The organism is Ferdinandcohnia sp. SAFN-114 (genome assembly GCF_059415045.1).
In genome coordinates this window covers 33,082-52,069 of the sequence record NZ_JBPFDQ010000014.1, presented here as the reverse complement: position 1 = coordinate 52,069, position 18,988 = coordinate 33,082, and the positions used below count along the sequence as shown (strand labels likewise).

Here is an 18,988-nt window from a genome sequence, read left to right as displayed (position 1 = left end):
ATTTTTACAATGCCTTAAGTATAGCTAACCCATTCTCAAATTCTTCACTTTTCATTGGTTTGTCAATATAAAATCCTTGTGCATAATGGCACTCCAGTTCTTTTAGTAATTCAATCTGTTCATCGGTTTCAACACCTTCAGCCACTACCTTCACAGATAAACCATGTCCCATCGTGATAATCGCCTTAACGATTGCAATATCAGAGGTATTGACCTTCAGATTATTAATAAAGGTCCGATCAATTTTCAACGTATTGATAGGTAAATCCTTCAAATAACTTAAAGATGAATAACCCGTTCCAAAATCATCTATAGACACCTTTACACCGAGCTTTTGCAGCTCTTTCATCACGTATACACTGTGGGTGATATTTCGAAGCATCACACCTTCTGTGAGTTCAAGTGTTAAAAATTGCGCTGGTAGACCTGTTTCTAATAATGCTTCCTTTACCTCATCGATAAAGCTAATTTGTTGAAATTGATTAGCAGATACATTAACGGCAATCGTTAAATAATCATACCCCATATCATGCCATTTTTTATTCTCCCGACACGCTTTTGTTAAAACCCATTTGCCGATATCATGTATCAAACCTGTTTCTTCAGCTATCGGAATGAATTCCCCTGGTGAAACTAGTCCAAGCTTTGGATGTTCCCATCTTAAGAGAGCTTCACTTCCATAGACACTTCCTGAAGCTAAATCTATTAGGGGCTGGTAGCATAAATGAAATTCATTTTTTTCAAGGGCTCTGCGCAAATAACCTTCAAGCTCAAGCTTATATAAAACTTGTTGATTCATATCGGCACGGTAGAATTTCATTTTGTTCCCCCCCTGCTGCTTTGCAAGGTTCATCGCAGTATCAGCATGCTTAAAAAGCAATTCAGTTGTTATACCATCATTAGGATAAAAACTAACTCCAATACTTCCAGTTAAAAAGAACTCTCGTGCTTCAAACATAATTGGTTTTGCGATATCATGTAAAAGACTTTGTCCAAGGTCAACAATCTTTTCAACCTCAACATCATTGGTTAATAAAATTGTAAATTTATCACCGCTAAATCTTGCAAGATGGCTCTTGTTGGGTAGTAACGCTTTAATCCGATTTGCAAGTTCTTTTAATATAATATCCCCTGCATAATGTCCCACTGTATCATTTATAATTTTAAATCGGTCTAAATCTATAAATAACACTGCAAATTGTTTCTTTTTCTGCTTAAACCTTTTCACAAATTCCTCTACTTGATTCGTAAAATGCTGACGATTCGGCAAGCCAGTGTCAGCATCATAAAAGGCTAAACGCGTAATCTTTTCCTCGGCCTTTTTCTCATAAAAAGCCTCGATATTTTTATATTTTTCGGTAGTAAGTTGGTGTTGCTCTATTAATTCAATGATATCTATCAATTGTTTATATACAAAGCTATTCGTTCTCATTACGAGATTCACCACTCTTTTTCCCTCAAGGAGTATGTATATCTATTCATAAAGATAGCACAGATTTTGTCGAAAGACATAGAAAAAAAAGAAAAAGCTACCGCAAATGGTAGCTTTTTCACAAATTTTTTAGAAACTCCACATACCTAGTGGAAGTTTTGCTCCTAACGCAATTGTTAAGATTAGCACAATAATAAATAACACCCAAAAAAGTCCAGTTGGTTTTGCCTTGCTGGAACGTGCTAAAATCATTTCCATAAATCCAATCGTTAATACTCCAAGTATTGCTTTACCTATGTATTCACCATCAATCTTGGATACGCTAAATAAAAGAAGTAAACCGGTTGCTAAAATGAAAAGATAAAATAAACGTAAAGTCATTTTAACGATTTTTTGAGACTTTTCTTTCCCAGCCTTATTAAGAACTGTTGCTGCAATTACAAAAAGAATAATAGCAACTACCCAAGAGGTAACATGTGCATGAGTCATGTACTACTCCTCCTTTTTCTTTTTTATTCCAAAGATTATCATAGCATGTTTATCGGGAATTTCAAAAGGTTACATCGTGTCTTTTTCACTATGCACATAGTAAATATGTCTTTTCTGTGACACGATATTCCTTACAATTATGCCTCAATTTTATTTCGCAATGTACCAAGGCCATCAATTGTAATTTCAATGACGTCTCCACCTTTTAAGAAACGTGGAGGTTTAAAGCCTTTACCGACCCCTGATGGTGTACCTGTTGCAATAATATCTCCAGCCTCCAGCGTCATACCTTGTGAAATGACTGAAATAATCGTTTCAATCGGGAAAATCAATTGACTAGTATTACCTGACTGACGAACCTCCCCATTTACCTCCGTTTTTACGGACAGATTACCTGGATCTGGAATCAATGATTTATGAACTAATACCGGACCCATCGGACATGTCGTATCTAAGCTTTTTCCAAGAAAAAATTGTTTATGTCTTGATTGAATATCACGGGCTGTTATATCGTTTAAGATTGTATATCCAAAAACATAGTCAAAAGCTTCACTTTCTTTAATGCCTTGACCAGTTTTGCCAATTACGACTGCTAACTCACCTTCGTAATCTAACTGTTCAGTGATATGTTTATGATTTAGTACAGTTACTTCTGGACCAACTACTGTTGTTGGTGTTTTTGTGAACATTACAACATGCTCAGGGATATCCTTTTCACTGCCCATTTCAATGACGTGTTCTGCATAATTTTTACCGACACAGAAAATATTTTTGCTCGGTCTTGGAATTGGAGCCTTTAATGTAATTTCTTCAATCGAATAAATAAAATCTGTATCGGGATTTTCCCGTACCCACAAATTGATTTCCCGAATTCTCTCAAGACACTCTTCCCCTTGAGCAATCACTTCAATCATGGTTTCTGGAATAGTTGTGGTGCCATTCATTTTCATTTCAGCAATTTTTACATCTATTACTTGATTAAGCTGCTCGTTTACAATTCCAATAAATTGTCTTTCATTCTTTTCAGCTGTTACAAACCTCATTTTTAATCACCTCTTTTTTAGTCATATACTTAATTCTATTTTAGATGTTGAAATTCCTCTTTCTATACTTTTTGTAGAATTTTGTATGTTTTTGTAACATTATTAGAGGTTTTAGCGAACTTGTTTTAATCCCTGTAAAGGCAGGTATAATAATGGTACAAAGCTTGTATGTACTACTTTAGTATAAGTAAGCATGATTATTATGTACTAAAAAAAATGGAGAAATGAAAATGTTCATGTTGAAGATTGCAATTGAATTGAAACGCCGAAAGATGACAACTTTAGCAGATCGGCACGGCTTTACTGCATGGGAGACGGTAAAGTGTAGTCAAGAGTTAGATCAATTATTGAATATTTATCAAAAGACAAAACAAAAGAAATTAAAAATGGTCAACTAAAAAGACTATTCGCATTAGCGAATAGTCTTTTTTCTTATTTCAACCTTATTAGCATATGTTAATGTTCTCCAAACCCATTCAAATGGACCGAATCGGAATTTTTTCAACCAGAAATAACTTAAGATGATTTGAATAATGTAAATACCAATAGTCAGAAGGAAACCTGTATATGGCTGTAACTTACCATATAATCCAAAACCATAACCATAAAACAATAATGTACAGACTATTGATTGGAAAAGATAATTACTCAGTGAAAGCCTTCCAACAAGAGCTAGTGGAGATAGCAGCCTTTTCCAAACGGGTAATCTCATTAACAGGACTATCGAGGTTGCATATAATAAGGCTGTACTCGGGCCACCGATTGTGTCCTGTAAATAATCAGTTGCAGGATTTTTAGCCGTGTAATAGGGTAGTAGTTTCATAGGAACCCCAATTATCAGCGAGATCAACCAAAGGATCTTAACCTTCTTAATATCTTCATCTCGACCTTCAAACCATTTTTTCTTAGCGATAAAAGCACCCATGAGGAACATTGGTAGCAATGTAATGACCATTACAAATATGCTTGCAACGTTATTAACAAAATACCAGTCTTGAAATCTCTGACTCGTGATCTCCCAAAAACCACCGTTTGCATAAATTTCTGCCGATTTTAAAGCAAGCTGTTCATTGTACATAACGGCATTTAAACCGGGTTCAAACAACACCGCTATAAACATAAGTCCACCGAGAACAACATTTGGTACAAAGATAAGGACTAATGCCCAAATAAGCAAAGTAATCGGCTTTGCCTTATGAAATAATAGTAGAATCGCACCAATTAGAGCATACGTAATTAAAATATCACCGTGCCAAACAAGGAACGCATGTAAACATCCAAAAAGTAATAGCACAATTAATCTTCTTGAAATCAACGGATAAAATGAATAACCTTTAGCAACTGCTCTTTCCTTAAACAGAATAAAACCAAAGCCAAAAAGAAATGAAAATAAAGTATAAAAACTTGCTTGTGCAAAAATATCGATGATACTATTTGTCCAGTTATTGAGATCCCCAGTCCACCATGTTTCTGGATTTAAATAGAGAATGGGGGAAAAAAACGATGGCATATTGACAAAAAATATCCCTAATATTGCTAACCCTCTTATAACATCAATTGAGTGAATCCGCTCTGCTCCTAATACGGGACTTAATCGTTCATTACTCATTCTCACAACTCCTTACCACGTTTACATATATTCGATTATAAGAGAACTAAATTGGAAACACTAGGAAAATTTTCTACTATTGGTCCAAACCTTCGGAGGGGCCATGGTAAAAATCACATCTTCTGGGCAGTTCTCATAGAATAAAAAAAACTGTTTATATTCGTATCAATGATATCACTATTCGTAATTCTTCAAATTCGTTTTGTAAAAGGGTGTTTTTGTATGCCAGCAATCGTAGGATCTGTAAAAGTAAATAGTGTTGGAAATAGCAGTGTTTTCAATATTGGTGATGTCTTTCAAATCTCCCCTACCAGCACAGCCAAGACTTTTGCAGGCGCTGGCTCATTTAATACAGGGGATGGTCTTCGTGTCTATAATAATCAGAGTGTTACGAACACTTACGATACAGATAATATTGACAATGTCATTGTTGGTAATGCCTAAGGAGGGATGAGGAGATGAATTTTTATATTAACCAAAGTATTTGTATTCATTCTTTACGTGTGGAGAGCGTTAGTAATTCATCCGTTTTACAAATTGGAAGTGCTGGGCTAATCAAGCCTTCGTCTAACCTTTATAATACAGGTCAATTTACGGAGCCTGCTCCAGAAATCGGATCTCAAACTTCAACAGGTACAGAGCCAGCTGTTCCACTTGTCGGGCCAACTTCTTCATAGGCATTCACCCATGGTAATGTTCATGCATATTATAGACTATCATTGTTTAACTTTATTATCAGAAGTTAACTACTTCTGATAATAAAGCAAAAGCCTCAGGCGGATGCCACGATTTTTCAAAGGATTTTTTCGAGTAGTAAGATTAAAGACTAATAACGCCACTTCCTGTGGGCCAAAAAATCGGGCGCAAATACGCCAAGGCGTATTTGATAGAAAGGGTGAATGCCGTTGTACACGTATCCTTATGACATCAACTCTTATATCCGAAGCCTTCATTACTATATTCAACAACAGAATCAACGAATCGCACAATTAGAAGAGACACTGCAGCTCATCCAGGGAGATCTTAAAGAAATCAAGAATAGGCCAACAACGCAGATAGAAAAAATTGAATATAAATTTGATCAACTTAAGGTTGAAACGTTGGAAGGTACATTAAATATCGGATTAAACCCTATGAACGGAGAACAAATTGAAGATTTTGCAGTTTCACAGAGTAAGATGAATATACCTGACGTCCGACATACCCATAAAGATTTTATTAATGAAATTGAAGATGAAATTGATGAATACTTAAATAATGATTGCTCGGTTTATATCCAAAGTAAGTTAAACCAACAAAGGACTTCAATCCCTGTGGAGCATGTCCAGTTTGTTGTGGAAGATATTCGAAAGCAAATAAATGAGCGGATTATTTTTTATTTAGAACAAAAGCAGACTGAACTCCAAGATCCTACTCGAATACATGAGGTATATACAGCCATTGTTGAAAGAATAAAATTGGATATTCAAAACTCAATCACAGCTTATTTGAATAATCTTCCAGATAATTTGAAAGAAGGTCAAGATACATGAACTTTACTGTTGTAAATAAAGAAATCCATGTTGGGAATATTGAAATCGTTGGTGTCTCCACTTCATCTGTTTTTATTATCGGGGACGCTAAAACAATATCAATGGCATCTGCGTTTGATACTCCACCGGAATCACTGATTATTGGACCATACGTTCCATTAGCACCACAAGGTTGATATTCATGCAGCGAATATCCGTTGTTGATCTTATCTACGTTAATTCTGTATCTTTTAGTAGTATTTTAGAAATTGGAGATTCCAAAAAAATCACCCCTGTTTCTCAGGCTCTTGCGGTACAAAGAGAGGTTCCACTCTTTTTTACAAATGAAGGGGATTTTTCACAATATCCTATTTTTTCAAGGAAACTTCCGATAGTAAAAGTGACTGAATCCGTTAATATGGAGATATTTAATCAGAACCCAGTTATTAAGGTAAATTCCATAAAGGTAACTGGAGTTTCGTCGGCTGCCGTAATGCAAATAGGTTCAACGGAAACGATTCACACTGAATCAAAGGTAAAGCATATTCGAAAGCTCCTTGATGACAAATCAAAGACGAACAGGTAACGAAATACCCAGTTTTTCATAAAGTAATAGTATGATAAATTAAATTGTACACTTAAAAGGATGACGCGATATGCCCTCAATAGTAGGACCAATCAAAATAAATAGTGTTGGTGGCGGAGTTGTGAATTTCGGGGACTCCTTCTATGTTTCACCAAAGAGCACAGGTAAGACATATTCAGGCTCAGGCTCGTTTAATACTGGTGACTTTATCTGTACAAATAATGGTTTGAATGCTACCAATACAAACGATGAAGATTTTGCAGATCAACTTATTAAAAAGAATGCATAGAAAAAGGCCGTTTCTGGCCTTTTTCCTAATTCTACAAAGTTTCTAATTTGACAAGCGTTCCTCTGCCAGAAGGCTCAGCAGGTTCGACAATTAGACGTTTTGGCAATCTTGCCCTTAATTCCTGAACGTGGCTAATGACGCCTACCGCTAATTGTTTTGAGTGAAGTTTTTCAAGTGCGGATACAACTGTATCCAGTAAATCTGCATCCAGTGTTCCGAAGCCTTCGTCTAGGAAGAAGAATTGTAATGGATATTCTCCCCTTAGTTGGATTTGAGCAGATAGTGATAGTGCCAACGCCAATGATGTTAAGAACGTTTCCCCTCCGGAAAGTGTTGTCACAGGTCGTCTAACACCGCCATTTGCATCATCCCTCATAATAAATCCACCCTGCGAATCCACTTCAACAGCATAACGCTGCCTTGTTAAAATACCAAGTCGATCTGTAGCATCATGACTTACTTGGACTAATTGTTCTTCGGCAATATATTCTACGAAACTATTGCCTTTGAATACGGATTGTAGCTTATTATATTGCTCTACTAATTTATCTAATTCAATTCGTCTGTCATCAAGCTCGTTGAAACGCTCCTGTTTATCTAAAAGAACTTGGAGAGCCTTTAATGCAGCTCCTTTTGCTTCTACTGCTTGATTTAGCATCTCTCTCATTTCGGTACGTATTATTTGGATTTCTTCCCATTTTTCTTTTGTTAGTTCTTCACCATTTAGTAAATCATTTACTTTTTGCAATTCAGTTTGGATTTGCTTGAAACGATCCCAGAACAAGTCAATTTGTTTTTGCAGTTCTGATCGCACATGTTTGGAAAGAAGCGATTCCTTCACATCAGATATTGAATTAAAGCTTGTAGTCTCAAGCACATCATTCCATTTTGCTGTTGCTTTTTCACTTCGAACCTTACCATCTTGTACAGCCTGCAAGGCTGCATGGGTTTCGTTTTCTAGTTTTTGACATTGTGATTGGACCATCTGCCAAGATTCATACGCGTTACTCTCGGTTTCTTCAAGCTTTTTTACTATTTGCTCAGCTTCAGCTACTAGCTGCTTGATGTTGTTGTCTCCAACTTCTTTTGAGAGCTTTTCATGCGCCTCTGTTAATGCCTCAAGTTTACCCTTTAAGGTTGAATTGATTTCAACAATTTGGCGTTCAATGGTATGACAGTCATCCTGATATTTCTTCTTTTCTTGTTCTTTTCGTTCTAATAATTTTGTTGCATTTTCGATTTCAACAGAAAGACTTTGTGCCAACTTATCATTTTTCGATATTACTCCAAGCTTCGCTTCAATTGTTTCGAAATCAAGCTGAGGAAAGGTTTGCTTCCAATTCATGAACTGTTCCTTCATTTTTTGTTGTAAACTCGCAACGCGCACTTCCAGTTCAATATAGGACTTCGTGTTAATTGATATTGTCTGTTCTAGCTGACTTACTTTTTGCAAGACCGCTCGGATTTCTTGGATCACTTTTCTTCCTGCTTCTTGAATCTTTAAGTAATCCTGATGTAAAGATTTTTGTTCGACAATTAGAAATTGAAGTTTTTCGGTTAAATCCCCCAATTCCTGATCGTTTACCTCTGTATTGGATTTTGGAGGGATGGTCATTTCACCTGGATACTCTTGTACAAGCCCCCCAGAAATTTGTTCAAGTTTAATCTTTAATGTAGAAAACTCTTGTTTCACACTACGTGCTGATGCTATCTCATTTGTCAATTTTTCTATTTGTGTTTCTAAGGAATCTCCATGATCCTCATGAACAACTGGATTTGGGTGATGGGTAGATCCGCAAACTGGACATGGTTGCCCAGATTGAAGCTGGCTTGCAAGCCTGATGGCAAGATTTTTTCTACGGCTATCCTCTAATTCTTGCTTGAGCCTAGATAATTTTACCTCCGCAATTCCGATAACCTTCTCGCATTCTCTATCCCGTTCACAAACCGTTTCATATGTTGATGCATTTTTTATAAAGATGGTTTCCATCTTGTGTTTAGCCTGGGCAAGTGACTCATTTTGAGAGTGTAGCTTTTCTTTCGATTGATCAAGCTGTACGCGATTCTTTTCCATTTCCGTCTGTTGGTCCTTAAGGTTTTCAGTGGAGAACATAATGGATTGTTTTATTTGATTCGCTTTTTGAAGCTCCTCACGAACATCTGCTGAAACAGTTAACTGAGACAGCTTTTCTCTCCGTTCTTTTTGCATATCTGAGTCAGATGTAATGGATGCTGTGATCGCTTCAATCTGATTTTTCTTTTCACGTACAAGTGATTGAAGATTGTTCACTTGTTGTTGAAGTTCTTTCACTTCCTTTTCAAGACTAATAGCTCTTTCCTGAACAATGATTGCATCTGAAAGTCTTTGTTTCTTGGTTAGATAATACGGTAGTTTTTCAGTCTTCTCTTGACGTGCCAGATGATACTCATTTGCTTTGATTTCATTTTCCTCTTTTTTTGCCGTTAACTGACTTTGTAGGGATTGATAACGAACAGTTGCTTTTTCTAAAGCATCCTTCGCCGTTTCGTATTCCTCAAGATATGGCAGGATAAGAGCAGCTGTTTCTGCATTCTTCCGTTTTTCTTCAAGCTGAAGAATTTGCGGTCTCTCTTGATCCATTGCAACTAATTTTTGTGATAGAACGCTCTTTTCAAGCTGCCATTGCCAAATATTTTTACTTTTTTCAAAATCAGCATCTATCTTATTTACTTCGTTTTGACGTTTAGTAAGAAGGACCTCTGTTTCTTTTAGCTCTTGTTCCGCAGCTTTAATTGCTTCTGTTGAAGCATCCCCTAGACCAGCCTGCTCGGCTATTACTTCGTTCAACTCGTTTTTTGCTGTCGTTAGCTTATTCTTTAACTTTTTATTTAGCTTGTCCCCATATTGTTCAAGATTGAATAGACGTTGAAGCATTTGTCTACGGTCTACACCCTTCAGTGATAAAAACTCAGCGAACTTTCCTTGTGGTAATACGACTGCTCTTGTAAAGTCATCAATCGTCAAGCCTAATAAATCCTGTACGCACTGATTTACCTCACCAATTTTATCAGCCAGTACAACAGATTCCTCACCTACTTCAATAATCCGACTCACTGAGGATTTGACCTTTAAGGCATCCTGTCGTTTAAAGCTACGTTCAATCATATAACGCTTTGTTCCTTTGGCATTTTCAAGTTCAAATACAAAAGAAACATGAAGCTGATTTTCTGCATGATTAAGAATGCCATGGGTATTATTCGATGCGCGTTCAACCTTTCCATACAAGGCAAGTGTCATAGCATCAAGGATTGAGGATTTTCCACTTCCTGTCGGACCAAATATCCCAAAAACTCCTCCTTCACAAAGGGAGCCAAAATCAACAGTTTGTTTCTCTCGAAAGCTATGAAGCCCTGCTACTGTGAGTGTGATTGGTTTCATGCTTCATCACCTTCCTCATCTGCGTCTTCGGTTATGAGCTCTAAAAACAACCGGGTAAGTTCAGGCTCTGGCTTAGCCCCACCAGTCTGTTTTTCATAAAAACGTGCAAAAAGTTCATCAATTGGGGTATTTGTACTTACAGTCCGTTCCAGTTTCTCTTTTTCAAGTTCTTCAAAAACAGGCCGAATATGAATCAAGCCACTATGATACTTACGCAATCTATGAATCTCTTCGATTGATAACGCATTTGTTACATGTATTTCTAAGTCAATCCAAGCATTTGCGTCCTTGCCTTCATCAAGCCAAGTATATACTTGAGCAAGACCTTCTTTTGCCTTCCATCTTACAAGTGGTTTTCCACTTGATAAAAACACCTCAGACATTTCGACTGGCTGACCAGGTTTTGCATCTAAAATTGTAACCGACTTTGCATAACCAGCTTCTGAGAAACTATAAGCTAATGGTGAGCCTGAATATCTCGCCATCGTTTTTGCTCTTGATACCATTTGCGGACGATGCAAATGCCCTAATGCAACATATTGAGCTGCCTCTGGAAGGCTCGTGGCTGCAACTGTGTACGCTCCTCCCACTTCAATTGGTCGCTCAGAATCAGTACTACTGCCACCTGTCACATAAATATGACTCATGGCAAAATTAATCGTTTCAGGTTTGAAAGCTTTACTCATTTCCTCGAACATACCTTGAATTCGTTGATCATATTTATCGCGAAGCATTAATTCTTCATGAGATTCAGATAAAACTTCAGCCAAACGTGACTCAGAAGGGTATGGTAATGCTGCTAGTTTAAGAGTTTCATTTGTAGTAGGTACATAGATGGTTTGGACATCCATCGTTGGCAAACCCAGTAATTGTATACCTTGACCGTGTGCAAGTGGAGAGGCTGCTGACAAGCGGTCAGGGTTATCATGGTTGCCCGCAATAATTGATACGGGTCTCTTTCCCCCATCTGATAAACGAGAAATACTTTCATAGAATAAGCTTTCAGCTGCAGCTGGTGGATTCACTGTATCGAAGGCATCTCCAGCCATTAGCACAACATCGATTTTTTCTTCCTCGACAATTTTTACAAGCTCATCCAAGAATTGCGCTTGTTCTTCTAATCTACTTCTTCCCTCAAGTGATCGACCTAAATGCCAATCTGCGGTGTGAAGAATTCTCATTTGAAAGTCCCCTTTCTAATCCGTAATCCAGTACTATTATTTTAACATAGGAGGTTGCCTTGGAATGGTAGTGTTAATTGGAAATTGACATAAAAAGTACTGCCCTTAAATAAGAGCAGTACTTCTATTCTTAGACTTCTAACAAATGGCCACCATCGAAAAAGTAAAGATACTTTTCTGTGAGTGGTTTTCTCCAAATATGCTCAATAGCCTTACTATATAATTCAAGCTGTACACGATAACGGTCTTCGAGCTCAGATTTTGCATCTTCTAAGTTTTTGAATTTACCAGTTATCGTGTCCGTTTTATAATCAATCAGAACAATACCTTTGTCATCTTCAAAAATACAGTCAATGACCCCTTGGATGAGGACATTTTCTTGTTGTTCATCAGACCAGTCCGCATAGGCTTCTTTTGCAGGTATAGCTACACTAAATGGAACTTCTCGTCTTACATTTTCAGCTGCAAGCATCCTCTTTGCAAGATCCGATTTAAAAAATCCCAGAATACTTGTTACATCAATAACATCAGCTTGTTCCTGCGTTACTAATTCATGATGAACCATTTTTTGAATCTGCTCAGAAATTGATTCTTCATTTATTGATTCAACAAGGCTAATATGCTGCATAACCATGTGCATCGCTGTACCACGTTCTGCAGGTGTTAATGATTTTTGCTGCATGAACCTTGGTCGATCTGCAGAGCTCGAGCGGAACTTCGGAAGAAAGAGTGTATCACTTTGTTCATCCATGCTCTCTCTTTGTCTTTTGATTTCTGAAACAGATTGTTTGGAACGCTTATTTGCCGCAGATTTAAATGGATAACTCCAAGTTAATTGATGTTCAATTCTTTCTAAAAGTTCACTACTAACTGGAATTGGCTTTCCATCTTTCATTGCAGTTTCTATTTGTTCTTGCTTACTTTCTTCCCCAACCTCAATTTTTTGTAGCTCTACAGAAGGAATTGTTCGAATCACCCATTTTGCTGGATGATTTACGATGTCGATTGGGAGCTGGTCGACTGTTTCTTCCCCTCGTAACAGCACGGCATCCTTATGTCGAATTAAACCGTGTCCTATCCAATCTAAATAGGATTTAGCACCTGCTCTTAGATGGTCTGCAATTAACCATTCTTTGTTTTGAAGTGTAGCCTGCCATCTACCAATTTGCTTTTCTAAATCCTTCACCGTACCAACAAGATACAGCTTCTCCTTTGCTCTCGTAAGGGCAACATAAAGCACCCGCATTTCTTCTGAAATCAGCTCTAGATGCATTTTCTTCTTAATCGCAAGCATAGGTAGAGTTGGATAACTAATCCGAAGCGCTGGATTTACATATTTCGTTCCAAATCCAAGCTCTTTATCTAATAAATATTTTTTATTTAAATCCATCATATTAAATTGCTTTGAAAGTCCACCAACAAACACAACCGGGAACTCTAGTCCCTTACTTTTATGAATGGTCATAAGGCGGACAACGTCCTCTTGTTCCCCGAGGGCTCTTGCGGTACCCAAATCATCACCACGATCCTGCATGCGTTCAATAAATCGCAAGAAACGAAATAATCCTCTAAAGGATGTCGCTTCATATTGACGAGCACGGTCATAAAGTGCACGAAGGTTTGCTTGACGTTGCTTTCCTCCAGGCATGCCCCCTACAAAATCATAAAAGTACGTTTCTCGGTACAATTGCCAAATCAATTCAGATAATGAACCTGTTCTTGCTCTTGTACGCCAACTATCTAATTTATGATAAAAATCGGAGACTTTCCCGTGTGTTGCATCATCAGAGGATACTTCCTTTAGAAATACTTTCAACGCCTCATAGTAAGGGCTGTTTTTTTCATACGTTCGAATTTTGGCAAGCTCATCTGCTTCTAGCCCAACAATTGGTGAACGTAAAACAGATGCGAGTGGAATATCCTGGTACGGATTATCAATCACTTTCAATAAGGACATCATCACGCTGACTTCTGTCGCATCAAAATAGCCGGTTGAAAGATCTGCATAAATCGGAATGCCTTGTTGTTTGAATTCCTCCATAATTTGAGGAGCCCATGGCATTGAACGCATCAAGATGACAATATCGCGATATGTTATGCTCCTCATGCGATTTTCTTTACGGTCATATATTTGGAACCCAGAAGAAATCATGTCCTTAATTTGCTTCGCCATCGTGCGAGCTTCAAGCTGTGCTGTTTCAAGCTCTGCTTCGTCAAAGAGAATCATTGGCTCTTCATCTTCTTCGTTTTCTTCCTGCTCATAACTTGCTACTTCTTGGCCATTCTTATCAATTAACAAAAGTTCAGCAGCCATATGATTACTTTCTGGATAATCAGCGCCTAGCTTTAGCTCAGCATCATCGTCATATTCTATTTCACCAACGGCTTCACCCATGATTTGTTTGAACAGATAATTCGTTCCGTCCAAGACCTCAGCACGGCTGCGGAAGTTTTTCGATAAATCGATTCTTAATCCAGTATTTTCCCCTAATTGGGTAAATCTTTTATATTTACTTAAGAACAACATGGGTTCTGCAAGTCGGAAGCGGTAAATTGACTGCTTCACATCCCCAACCATAAACATATTTCCAGTTGCTTCTCCGTCTTTTGTAACTAGTTTTAAAATGGACTCCTGCACCATATTGGTATCTTGATATTCATCCACAAAAGCCTCTTCAAATTGGAGACGGTATTCAAGCGCTGCTTCGGAAGGCACTAACTCGTCTGATGCAGTTCCATCTTTTCGTAAAATTTCAAGACAATAATGCTCTAAATCAGAAAAGTCAACTAGTCCCTTTTCTTCTTTTACCTTTTGAAATCTGTCACCGAATTCAATTACAAGTTCAACAAGCATTTCAATCGAAGGCAGCATTTCTTTGATATTATCTAAATAGCTTTCTGGAGGTCGGTTGAACAAATCTTCCTTTATTTTTTCAACCTGCTTTTTCGCATCATCTCTAAGCTTTGTTACCTGGTCCTTTAGATTTTCGTCATACTCATCACCCTTAACCGGCTTCGCTCTGCCAAACACAAGAGTCTGCATTTCATGATAAAGTGCCGTCCATGAGTGGTCCTTCGCATGTAAGAGGCGAAAAATTTGTTCAAGGTCTGCTTCAATATTTTCTGCCCTAGGAGCAGGACCCCCAGGCATTCGGATTAAGTCCATTGCTTGTACTAAATTAGCTTTTGCCCCCTCAAGTTGAAGGGAAATATCTGCTAACAAATATGGAATATACGGAGTTTGATCTAAACTTTGGTCGTCTACTCGGTACTCCTCCACAATTTGCTTGAGCCACTCATTAGGAGTAGGATGTGCTCGTGAAAATTCATATAGTTTTCGAATCATATTTTGCAATTCAACATCAGTGCGGTCATTCGTAAAGCGATCAACTAAGTCAAAGAATTTCGTGTTTTCCAGTTTGCTGTAATGCTCTTCAAAAAATTCCTCCATTACCTCATCTCGCATCAACTCTGCCTCAGTTGAATCTGCTATTCGAAATCCAGGGTCAATGTCAATTAAATAGTAAAACTTCCGAATGACTTCCAAACAGAAAGAGTGAATCGTTGAAATTGAAGCACGATTTAGTAAGCTAAGTTGGCGTCTAACATGTAAGGAGGCAGGATCTTCCTTTAATGATTTTTCTAGTGCTTCTCCAATTCGATTTCTCATTTCAGCCGCAGATGCATTTGTAAAAGTCACAACAAGTAAACGGTCAACATCGACCGGATGTTCCTTCGATAATATCTTTCTGATAATCCGCTCAACAAGAACTGCTGTTTTACCGGAACCCGCTGCAGCTGCGACTAAAATATCTTGACCACTTGAGACAATCGCTTTCCACTGATCATCGGTCCATTGACTTCCTTCTGGTTTTGGTATGAGATTAGTCATGAATTTTCACACCTCCATTCCGAATTTCCTCGAGGATAACGTCTTTACTTTCATTTGGGAGTACTCGGTAATTATTTTCCTCTAAGCTTTGGTCAAACTGACAAACAGATTTAAACGAACAGAACGTACAAGGTGTTTTATCCTTAAGCTTATATGGAGCAATATCGATTTCACCATCTGTAATCCTGTTTCCAGTGTTTTTAAAGACTCCGCGTACATGGTTGCGAAGATATCCCATTTCTTCTTCACTTGCCACTTGTGAATTAGAATAGAAGCTACCGTCCTTCTTAATGGCTGCAGAGACAATTTGGGAGTAGCCTGTCCCAAGTGATTGGTCCATTAAACGAACAGATTCCTCATCCCCTAATAAGAGTCCTTTCATTTTAAATCTCTTAAAGATTTCCTCTTCAATTTTATCTTCAGACAGTACTTTATTTGAATGAATTAATGGATCATGGATATGGAAATATAGAACTCCTGCAGGTTTAGCAGCAGTGCCAATCCAATCTTTCGAATGGGTAATGATTACATCCAAATACGTTAACATTTGTAAAGCAAGTCCATAATAAACCTCTGAAAGGTTAAGTGCCTTTTGACTAGATTTATAGTCGATCACTCGTAAAAGCACTCCGTTTGAACTTTCTGCTTTATCAACGCGGTCTATTCTGCCAATAAGCTCCATAGTACTACCATTATCCAATTGAAAGCGGATTGGTGGAAGCGGCCCCTTCTTACCAAAGCCTAACTCAATTCCTACAGGAGCAAAGCCACTTGCTTTCGCATGGTCACTTAAAATCTTTGATGCACGACTGATGATTTTTTGTAATTTATGCATGATATAGTGATAACGGTTTGAACTCAATAAAATTTCTTTCTGTAATCGTGGAGCTAATTCTTCTACTGCTTTTATGGCCAACTTGTCACATTGCTCTTTTGTTAAGTCCCGCCAGTCGATTCCATTCTTTCGTAAAAAGTCGGCTATATTCTTTAAAGCCGCATGGAATAAATCACCGATATCTGGAGATTCCAAGCGGAATACCTTCCGTTCCTTCAACTGAAGTCCATAACTTGCAAAATGGGAGAAAGGACAGCCTTGGAACACCTCCATTCGAGAAACGCTCCCTTGAATATGGTCACCATATAAGGCATCCGTTATTTCTTTTGATAGCTTATTCGGTTGGTTTTTATAAAATAAACTACTTAATACAAGCTGACTTTTATATTTCATTTCATCGTGGTTTGCAAAATAATTGTAGACATCCCACCATAAATCTTGAATTGGATACTGCTTTTTCCAAGCCTGTAATTGAGTTGCCAATGAAGATAAGGCAACATCAGGATTTACAATGTATTCTAATTGTTCTATAGCTGGTAACTCAGAAGGTTCATTCATGTAAAACTTTTCTTCTGCATTTGGAAATAGATCCTTCAACCGTTTTATAATAGGTGATGGAAGAAGTGACTTTCCTTCTTCGTTAGCTAAAGGATAGCTAATATACAAAGCTTCCTGTGGACTAGTTAGTGCACAATAAATAATGAAATTTTCATCTAGAAGAGTCTCTCGACTTCCTGGTGCTAATTGTAAACCAGCATCACCTAATGTTTCTCGGTCAGATTCAGAAAATACACCTTCTTCATTTGGACGTGCAGGAAGGACACCATCATTTGCACCGATAATAAACGTACATTTAATGTTTGAAAATCTAGATCGTTCTAAGCTTGCGACAAGGACTTGGTCGATCGCAGGGGGCACCAGTGCAAATCGCATGCTTTCCAACCCAGTTTCGATCATGTTACTAAACGTAGTAAGGGAAACTTTTTCGTCACCTACGATTTCAACATATTGGTCCAGCAGTTCTAAAACCGTATTCCACACCTGATCATTTTCTCTCGCTTCCGAAAGTCGTCCAGCAAGTTCTGCGTTCAACTTTAACTCTTCCATTTTTGCAGGGATTTCTAGATCCTCTAAATAGAGAAAAAGTGCTTCACACATACCTCTACCGTCCTTCGCCTTTTGGAGGCGTTTCCCGAGAGAAAGCAATGGATTGGCAATCATATCACGAAGGTCATTTAGTTTTTCCTCATATTCACGTTCTTTGTCTGTTTGCGGAAGATCCGATTCCTCTAATCCCCTTATGCGCTTGTATTTCCATTGCTTACCATCTGTCCATTTATAGCCTTGAATCCCGTACTCAAGGACGTAGTTTTCAAGCTTGTCCATGTCCTCTCTGAGTGTTGAGATTTCCTCCCCAAAAGGATATAAGAGATCTGTTTTGACACAACGAAATACAGACTCATAGCGCCAATTACTATTTATGACCTCAAGACTTGAACGGATCAATTCAATTAATGGATGATTTAACATCGATCGTTTTTGGTCAATGAAAAATGGGATGTGATAGTCTTGAAAGATTGTTTCGATAATTTCATGATAATCACTCGCATTTCGAATCATAATTGCAATATCGCGATATCGATAATTTTTATCCCTTGCTAATTTTTGAATTTCACGCGCGATCCCTTCAATTTCAGCACGTCGATTCACCGCTTGGTTTAGTGTGATTGACGCCTTACCTTGATATGGAATTGTTGGTCTTTCATCAAAATATCTTTCTAGGTGTGCTAAAGAAGGTTCAGAGGAGTATCGATATTGACTTGTTAACAAAATCGGCTCCTCAACCTTTATGCTATTTTCTTGAGCGAGTTGAATAATAGATTGATAGGTTTTTCCAGTCATTCGGAAAAGACTTAAATCATGTGGCGGAACTTCATACGCCTTATCGATCGTTAAAGCAATTGATACTTTTTTTGAGACTTTCATAAGCTGCCCTAAGACTTCAAGCTCCTGTGGGGTAAAACTATGAAAGCCATCAATTAAGATTTCAGCTTCCTTCATATAGGTCGATTGCGGAATTTTTTCCGCTAACAGTCGTAAATAATCTTCAGAATCTACGTATTTCTCAAATAGATGATTTTCTAATTCATCATATAAAAGTTGAAGATCATGTAATTTATCTGAAAGTACTTTGTTATCAGGTTCAACTGTTTGTTTTTGTTCCTCAAGAATTTCAGGAGTGACACAATATCGTTTAAACTCCGCGACCATTTCTTCCATTTGAGTAATAAATCCATTTTTATCAGCAGCACGTGAGAAAACCTTAAGGTCCTGTTTTTTGGAATCAATAATTTTACGAAGCAGCATATTCACTCCAACATTATTCACATGATAACGGCTCATTCCCCCTGTTTCTTGCAAAACTCGCCATGCCAAACGAGTAAAACTGAATACTTGAGCTCTCATCATACCGCCAATTCCAGGGGTATTGATTAAATCATATTCTGATTGGAACGTCATTTGGTCTGGAACTAAATACACAATCGGAAAACCTGTTGGGTCGTCAAGAAGCTTTGATCGAATCTCTTCAAGACATGTGTTTGTTTTCCCTGTACCAGCACGTCCTAATATAAATTGTAGAGACATCTATAGTAACCTCCTAATGAGAGAAGAAATATTTCGTTTCATTCTTATCCTCTAATT

Annotated in this window: 15 protein-coding genes; 7 read left to right on the top strand and 8 right to left on the bottom strand. The window is 37.7% G+C overall.

From position 1 onward, the window contains the following. Window positions 1-4: 4 nt before the first annotated feature. The 3 genes from ACR65M_RS06600 to ACR65M_RS06590 all read right to left on the bottom strand — a co-directional run bounded on the left by ACR65M_RS06600 (window position 5) and on the right by ACR65M_RS06590 (window position 2,964). The gene (locus tag ACR65M_RS06600) at window positions 5-1,432 is read right to left on the bottom strand and encodes a putative bifunctional diguanylate cyclase/phosphodiesterase (RefSeq protein WP_440272908.1); all 1,428 of its coding nucleotides are present in this window, start codon (window positions 1,430-1,432) and stop codon (window positions 5-7) included. A gap of 129 nt (window positions 1,433-1,561) precedes the next feature. Beyond that, entirely contained in the window at window positions 1,562-1,921 is a 360-nt protein-coding gene (locus ACR65M_RS06595) for a YisL family protein (RefSeq protein ID WP_121445465.1), read from the bottom strand. Between the two features lie 137 nt (window positions 1,922-2,058). Then, window positions 2,059-2,964: a fumarylacetoacetate hydrolase family protein gene (locus ACR65M_RS06590; RefSeq protein ID WP_440272907.1), complete on the bottom strand. Its 906-nt coding sequence runs from the start codon at window positions 2,962-2,964 to the stop codon at window positions 2,059-2,061. Window positions 2,965-3,194: 230 nt separating this feature from the next. On the opposite strand from ACR65M_RS06590, the gene ACR65M_RS06585 reads away from it, so the two are divergent. Continuing rightward, window positions 3,195-3,362: an aspartyl-phosphate phosphatase Spo0E family protein gene (locus tag ACR65M_RS06585; protein ID WP_121445467.1), complete on the top strand. Its 168-nt coding sequence runs from the start codon at window positions 3,195-3,197 to the stop codon at window positions 3,360-3,362. A 14-nt stretch (window positions 3,363-3,376) separates the two neighbouring features. On the opposite strand, the gene ACR65M_RS06580 is transcribed toward ACR65M_RS06585, so the two are convergent. Continuing rightward, the gene (locus tag ACR65M_RS06580; protein WP_440272906.1) at window positions 3,377-4,573 is read right to left on the bottom strand and encodes a DUF418 domain-containing protein; all 1,197 of its coding nucleotides are present in this window, start codon (window positions 4,571-4,573) and stop codon (window positions 3,377-3,379) included. A gap of 222 nt (window positions 4,574-4,795) precedes the next feature. Between ACR65M_RS06580 and ACR65M_RS06575 the strand changes: the two genes are divergently transcribed. The 6 genes from ACR65M_RS06575 to ACR65M_RS06550 all read left to right on the top strand — a co-directional run bounded on the left by ACR65M_RS06575 (window position 4,796) and on the right by ACR65M_RS06550 (window position 6,959). Continuing rightward, the gene (locus ACR65M_RS06575; RefSeq protein WP_440272905.1) at window positions 4,796-5,017 is read left to right on the top strand and encodes a spore germination protein; all 222 of its coding nucleotides are present in this window, start codon (window positions 4,796-4,798) and stop codon (window positions 5,015-5,017) included. A gap of 14 nt (window positions 5,018-5,031) precedes the next feature. Further along, window positions 5,032-5,250 (top strand): spore germination protein GerPB, encoded by a 219-nt coding sequence (locus ACR65M_RS06570; protein ID WP_121445470.1) that lies wholly within the window; start codon window positions 5,032-5,034, stop codon window positions 5,248-5,250. A gap of 228 nt (window positions 5,251-5,478) precedes the next feature. After that, entirely contained in the window at window positions 5,479-6,105 is a 627-nt protein-coding gene (gene gerPC / locus ACR65M_RS06565; protein ID WP_165918096.1) for a spore germination protein GerPC, read from the top strand. After that, window positions 6,102-6,281 carry a spore germination protein GerPD gene (locus tag ACR65M_RS06560; RefSeq protein ID WP_099354282.1) on the top strand — a complete coding sequence of 60 codons (180 nt, stop codon included), beginning with the start codon at window positions 6,102-6,104 and terminating at the stop codon, window positions 6,279-6,281. The genes gerPC and ACR65M_RS06560 overlap by 4 nt, the downstream gene beginning before the upstream one ends. Window positions 6,282-6,286: 5 nt before the next feature. Then, on the top strand, window positions 6,287-6,670 hold the full coding sequence (locus ACR65M_RS06555; RefSeq protein ID WP_121445472.1) for a spore germination protein GerPE: 384 nt from the start codon (window positions 6,287-6,289) through the stop codon (window positions 6,668-6,670). A 70-nt stretch (window positions 6,671-6,740) separates the two neighbouring features. Continuing rightward, complete coding sequence (locus tag ACR65M_RS06550; protein ID WP_099362373.1) at window positions 6,741-6,959, top strand: spore germination protein; 219 nt, start codon at window positions 6,741-6,743, stop codon at window positions 6,957-6,959. Window positions 6,960-6,990: 31 nt separating this feature from the next. On the opposite strand, the gene ACR65M_RS06545 is transcribed toward ACR65M_RS06550, so the two are convergent. The 4 genes from ACR65M_RS06545 to addB form a co-directional block, all read right to left on the bottom strand. Further along, the gene (locus ACR65M_RS06545; RefSeq protein WP_121445473.1) at window positions 6,991-10,377 is read right to left on the bottom strand and encodes an AAA family ATPase; all 3,387 of its coding nucleotides are present in this window, start codon (window positions 10,375-10,377) and stop codon (window positions 6,991-6,993) included. Then, window positions 10,374-11,558: an exonuclease SbcCD subunit D gene (locus ACR65M_RS06540; RefSeq protein WP_440272904.1), complete on the bottom strand. Its 1,185-nt coding sequence runs from the start codon at window positions 11,556-11,558 to the stop codon at window positions 10,374-10,376. The genes ACR65M_RS06545 and ACR65M_RS06540 overlap by 4 nt, the downstream gene beginning before the upstream one ends. 130 nt (window positions 11,559-11,688) lie before the next feature. Further along, window positions 11,689-15,450, bottom strand: coding sequence for a helicase-exonuclease AddAB subunit AddA (addA, locus tag ACR65M_RS06535; RefSeq protein ID WP_440272903.1), 3,762 nt, complete (start codon window positions 15,448-15,450; stop codon window positions 11,689-11,691). Further along, window positions 15,443-18,931, bottom strand: coding sequence for a helicase-exonuclease AddAB subunit AddB (gene addB / locus ACR65M_RS06530; protein WP_440272902.1), 3,489 nt, complete (start codon window positions 18,929-18,931; stop codon window positions 15,443-15,445). Before addB ends, addA begins: the two co-directional genes overlap by 8 nt. Window positions 18,932-18,988 lie beyond the last annotated feature (57 nt).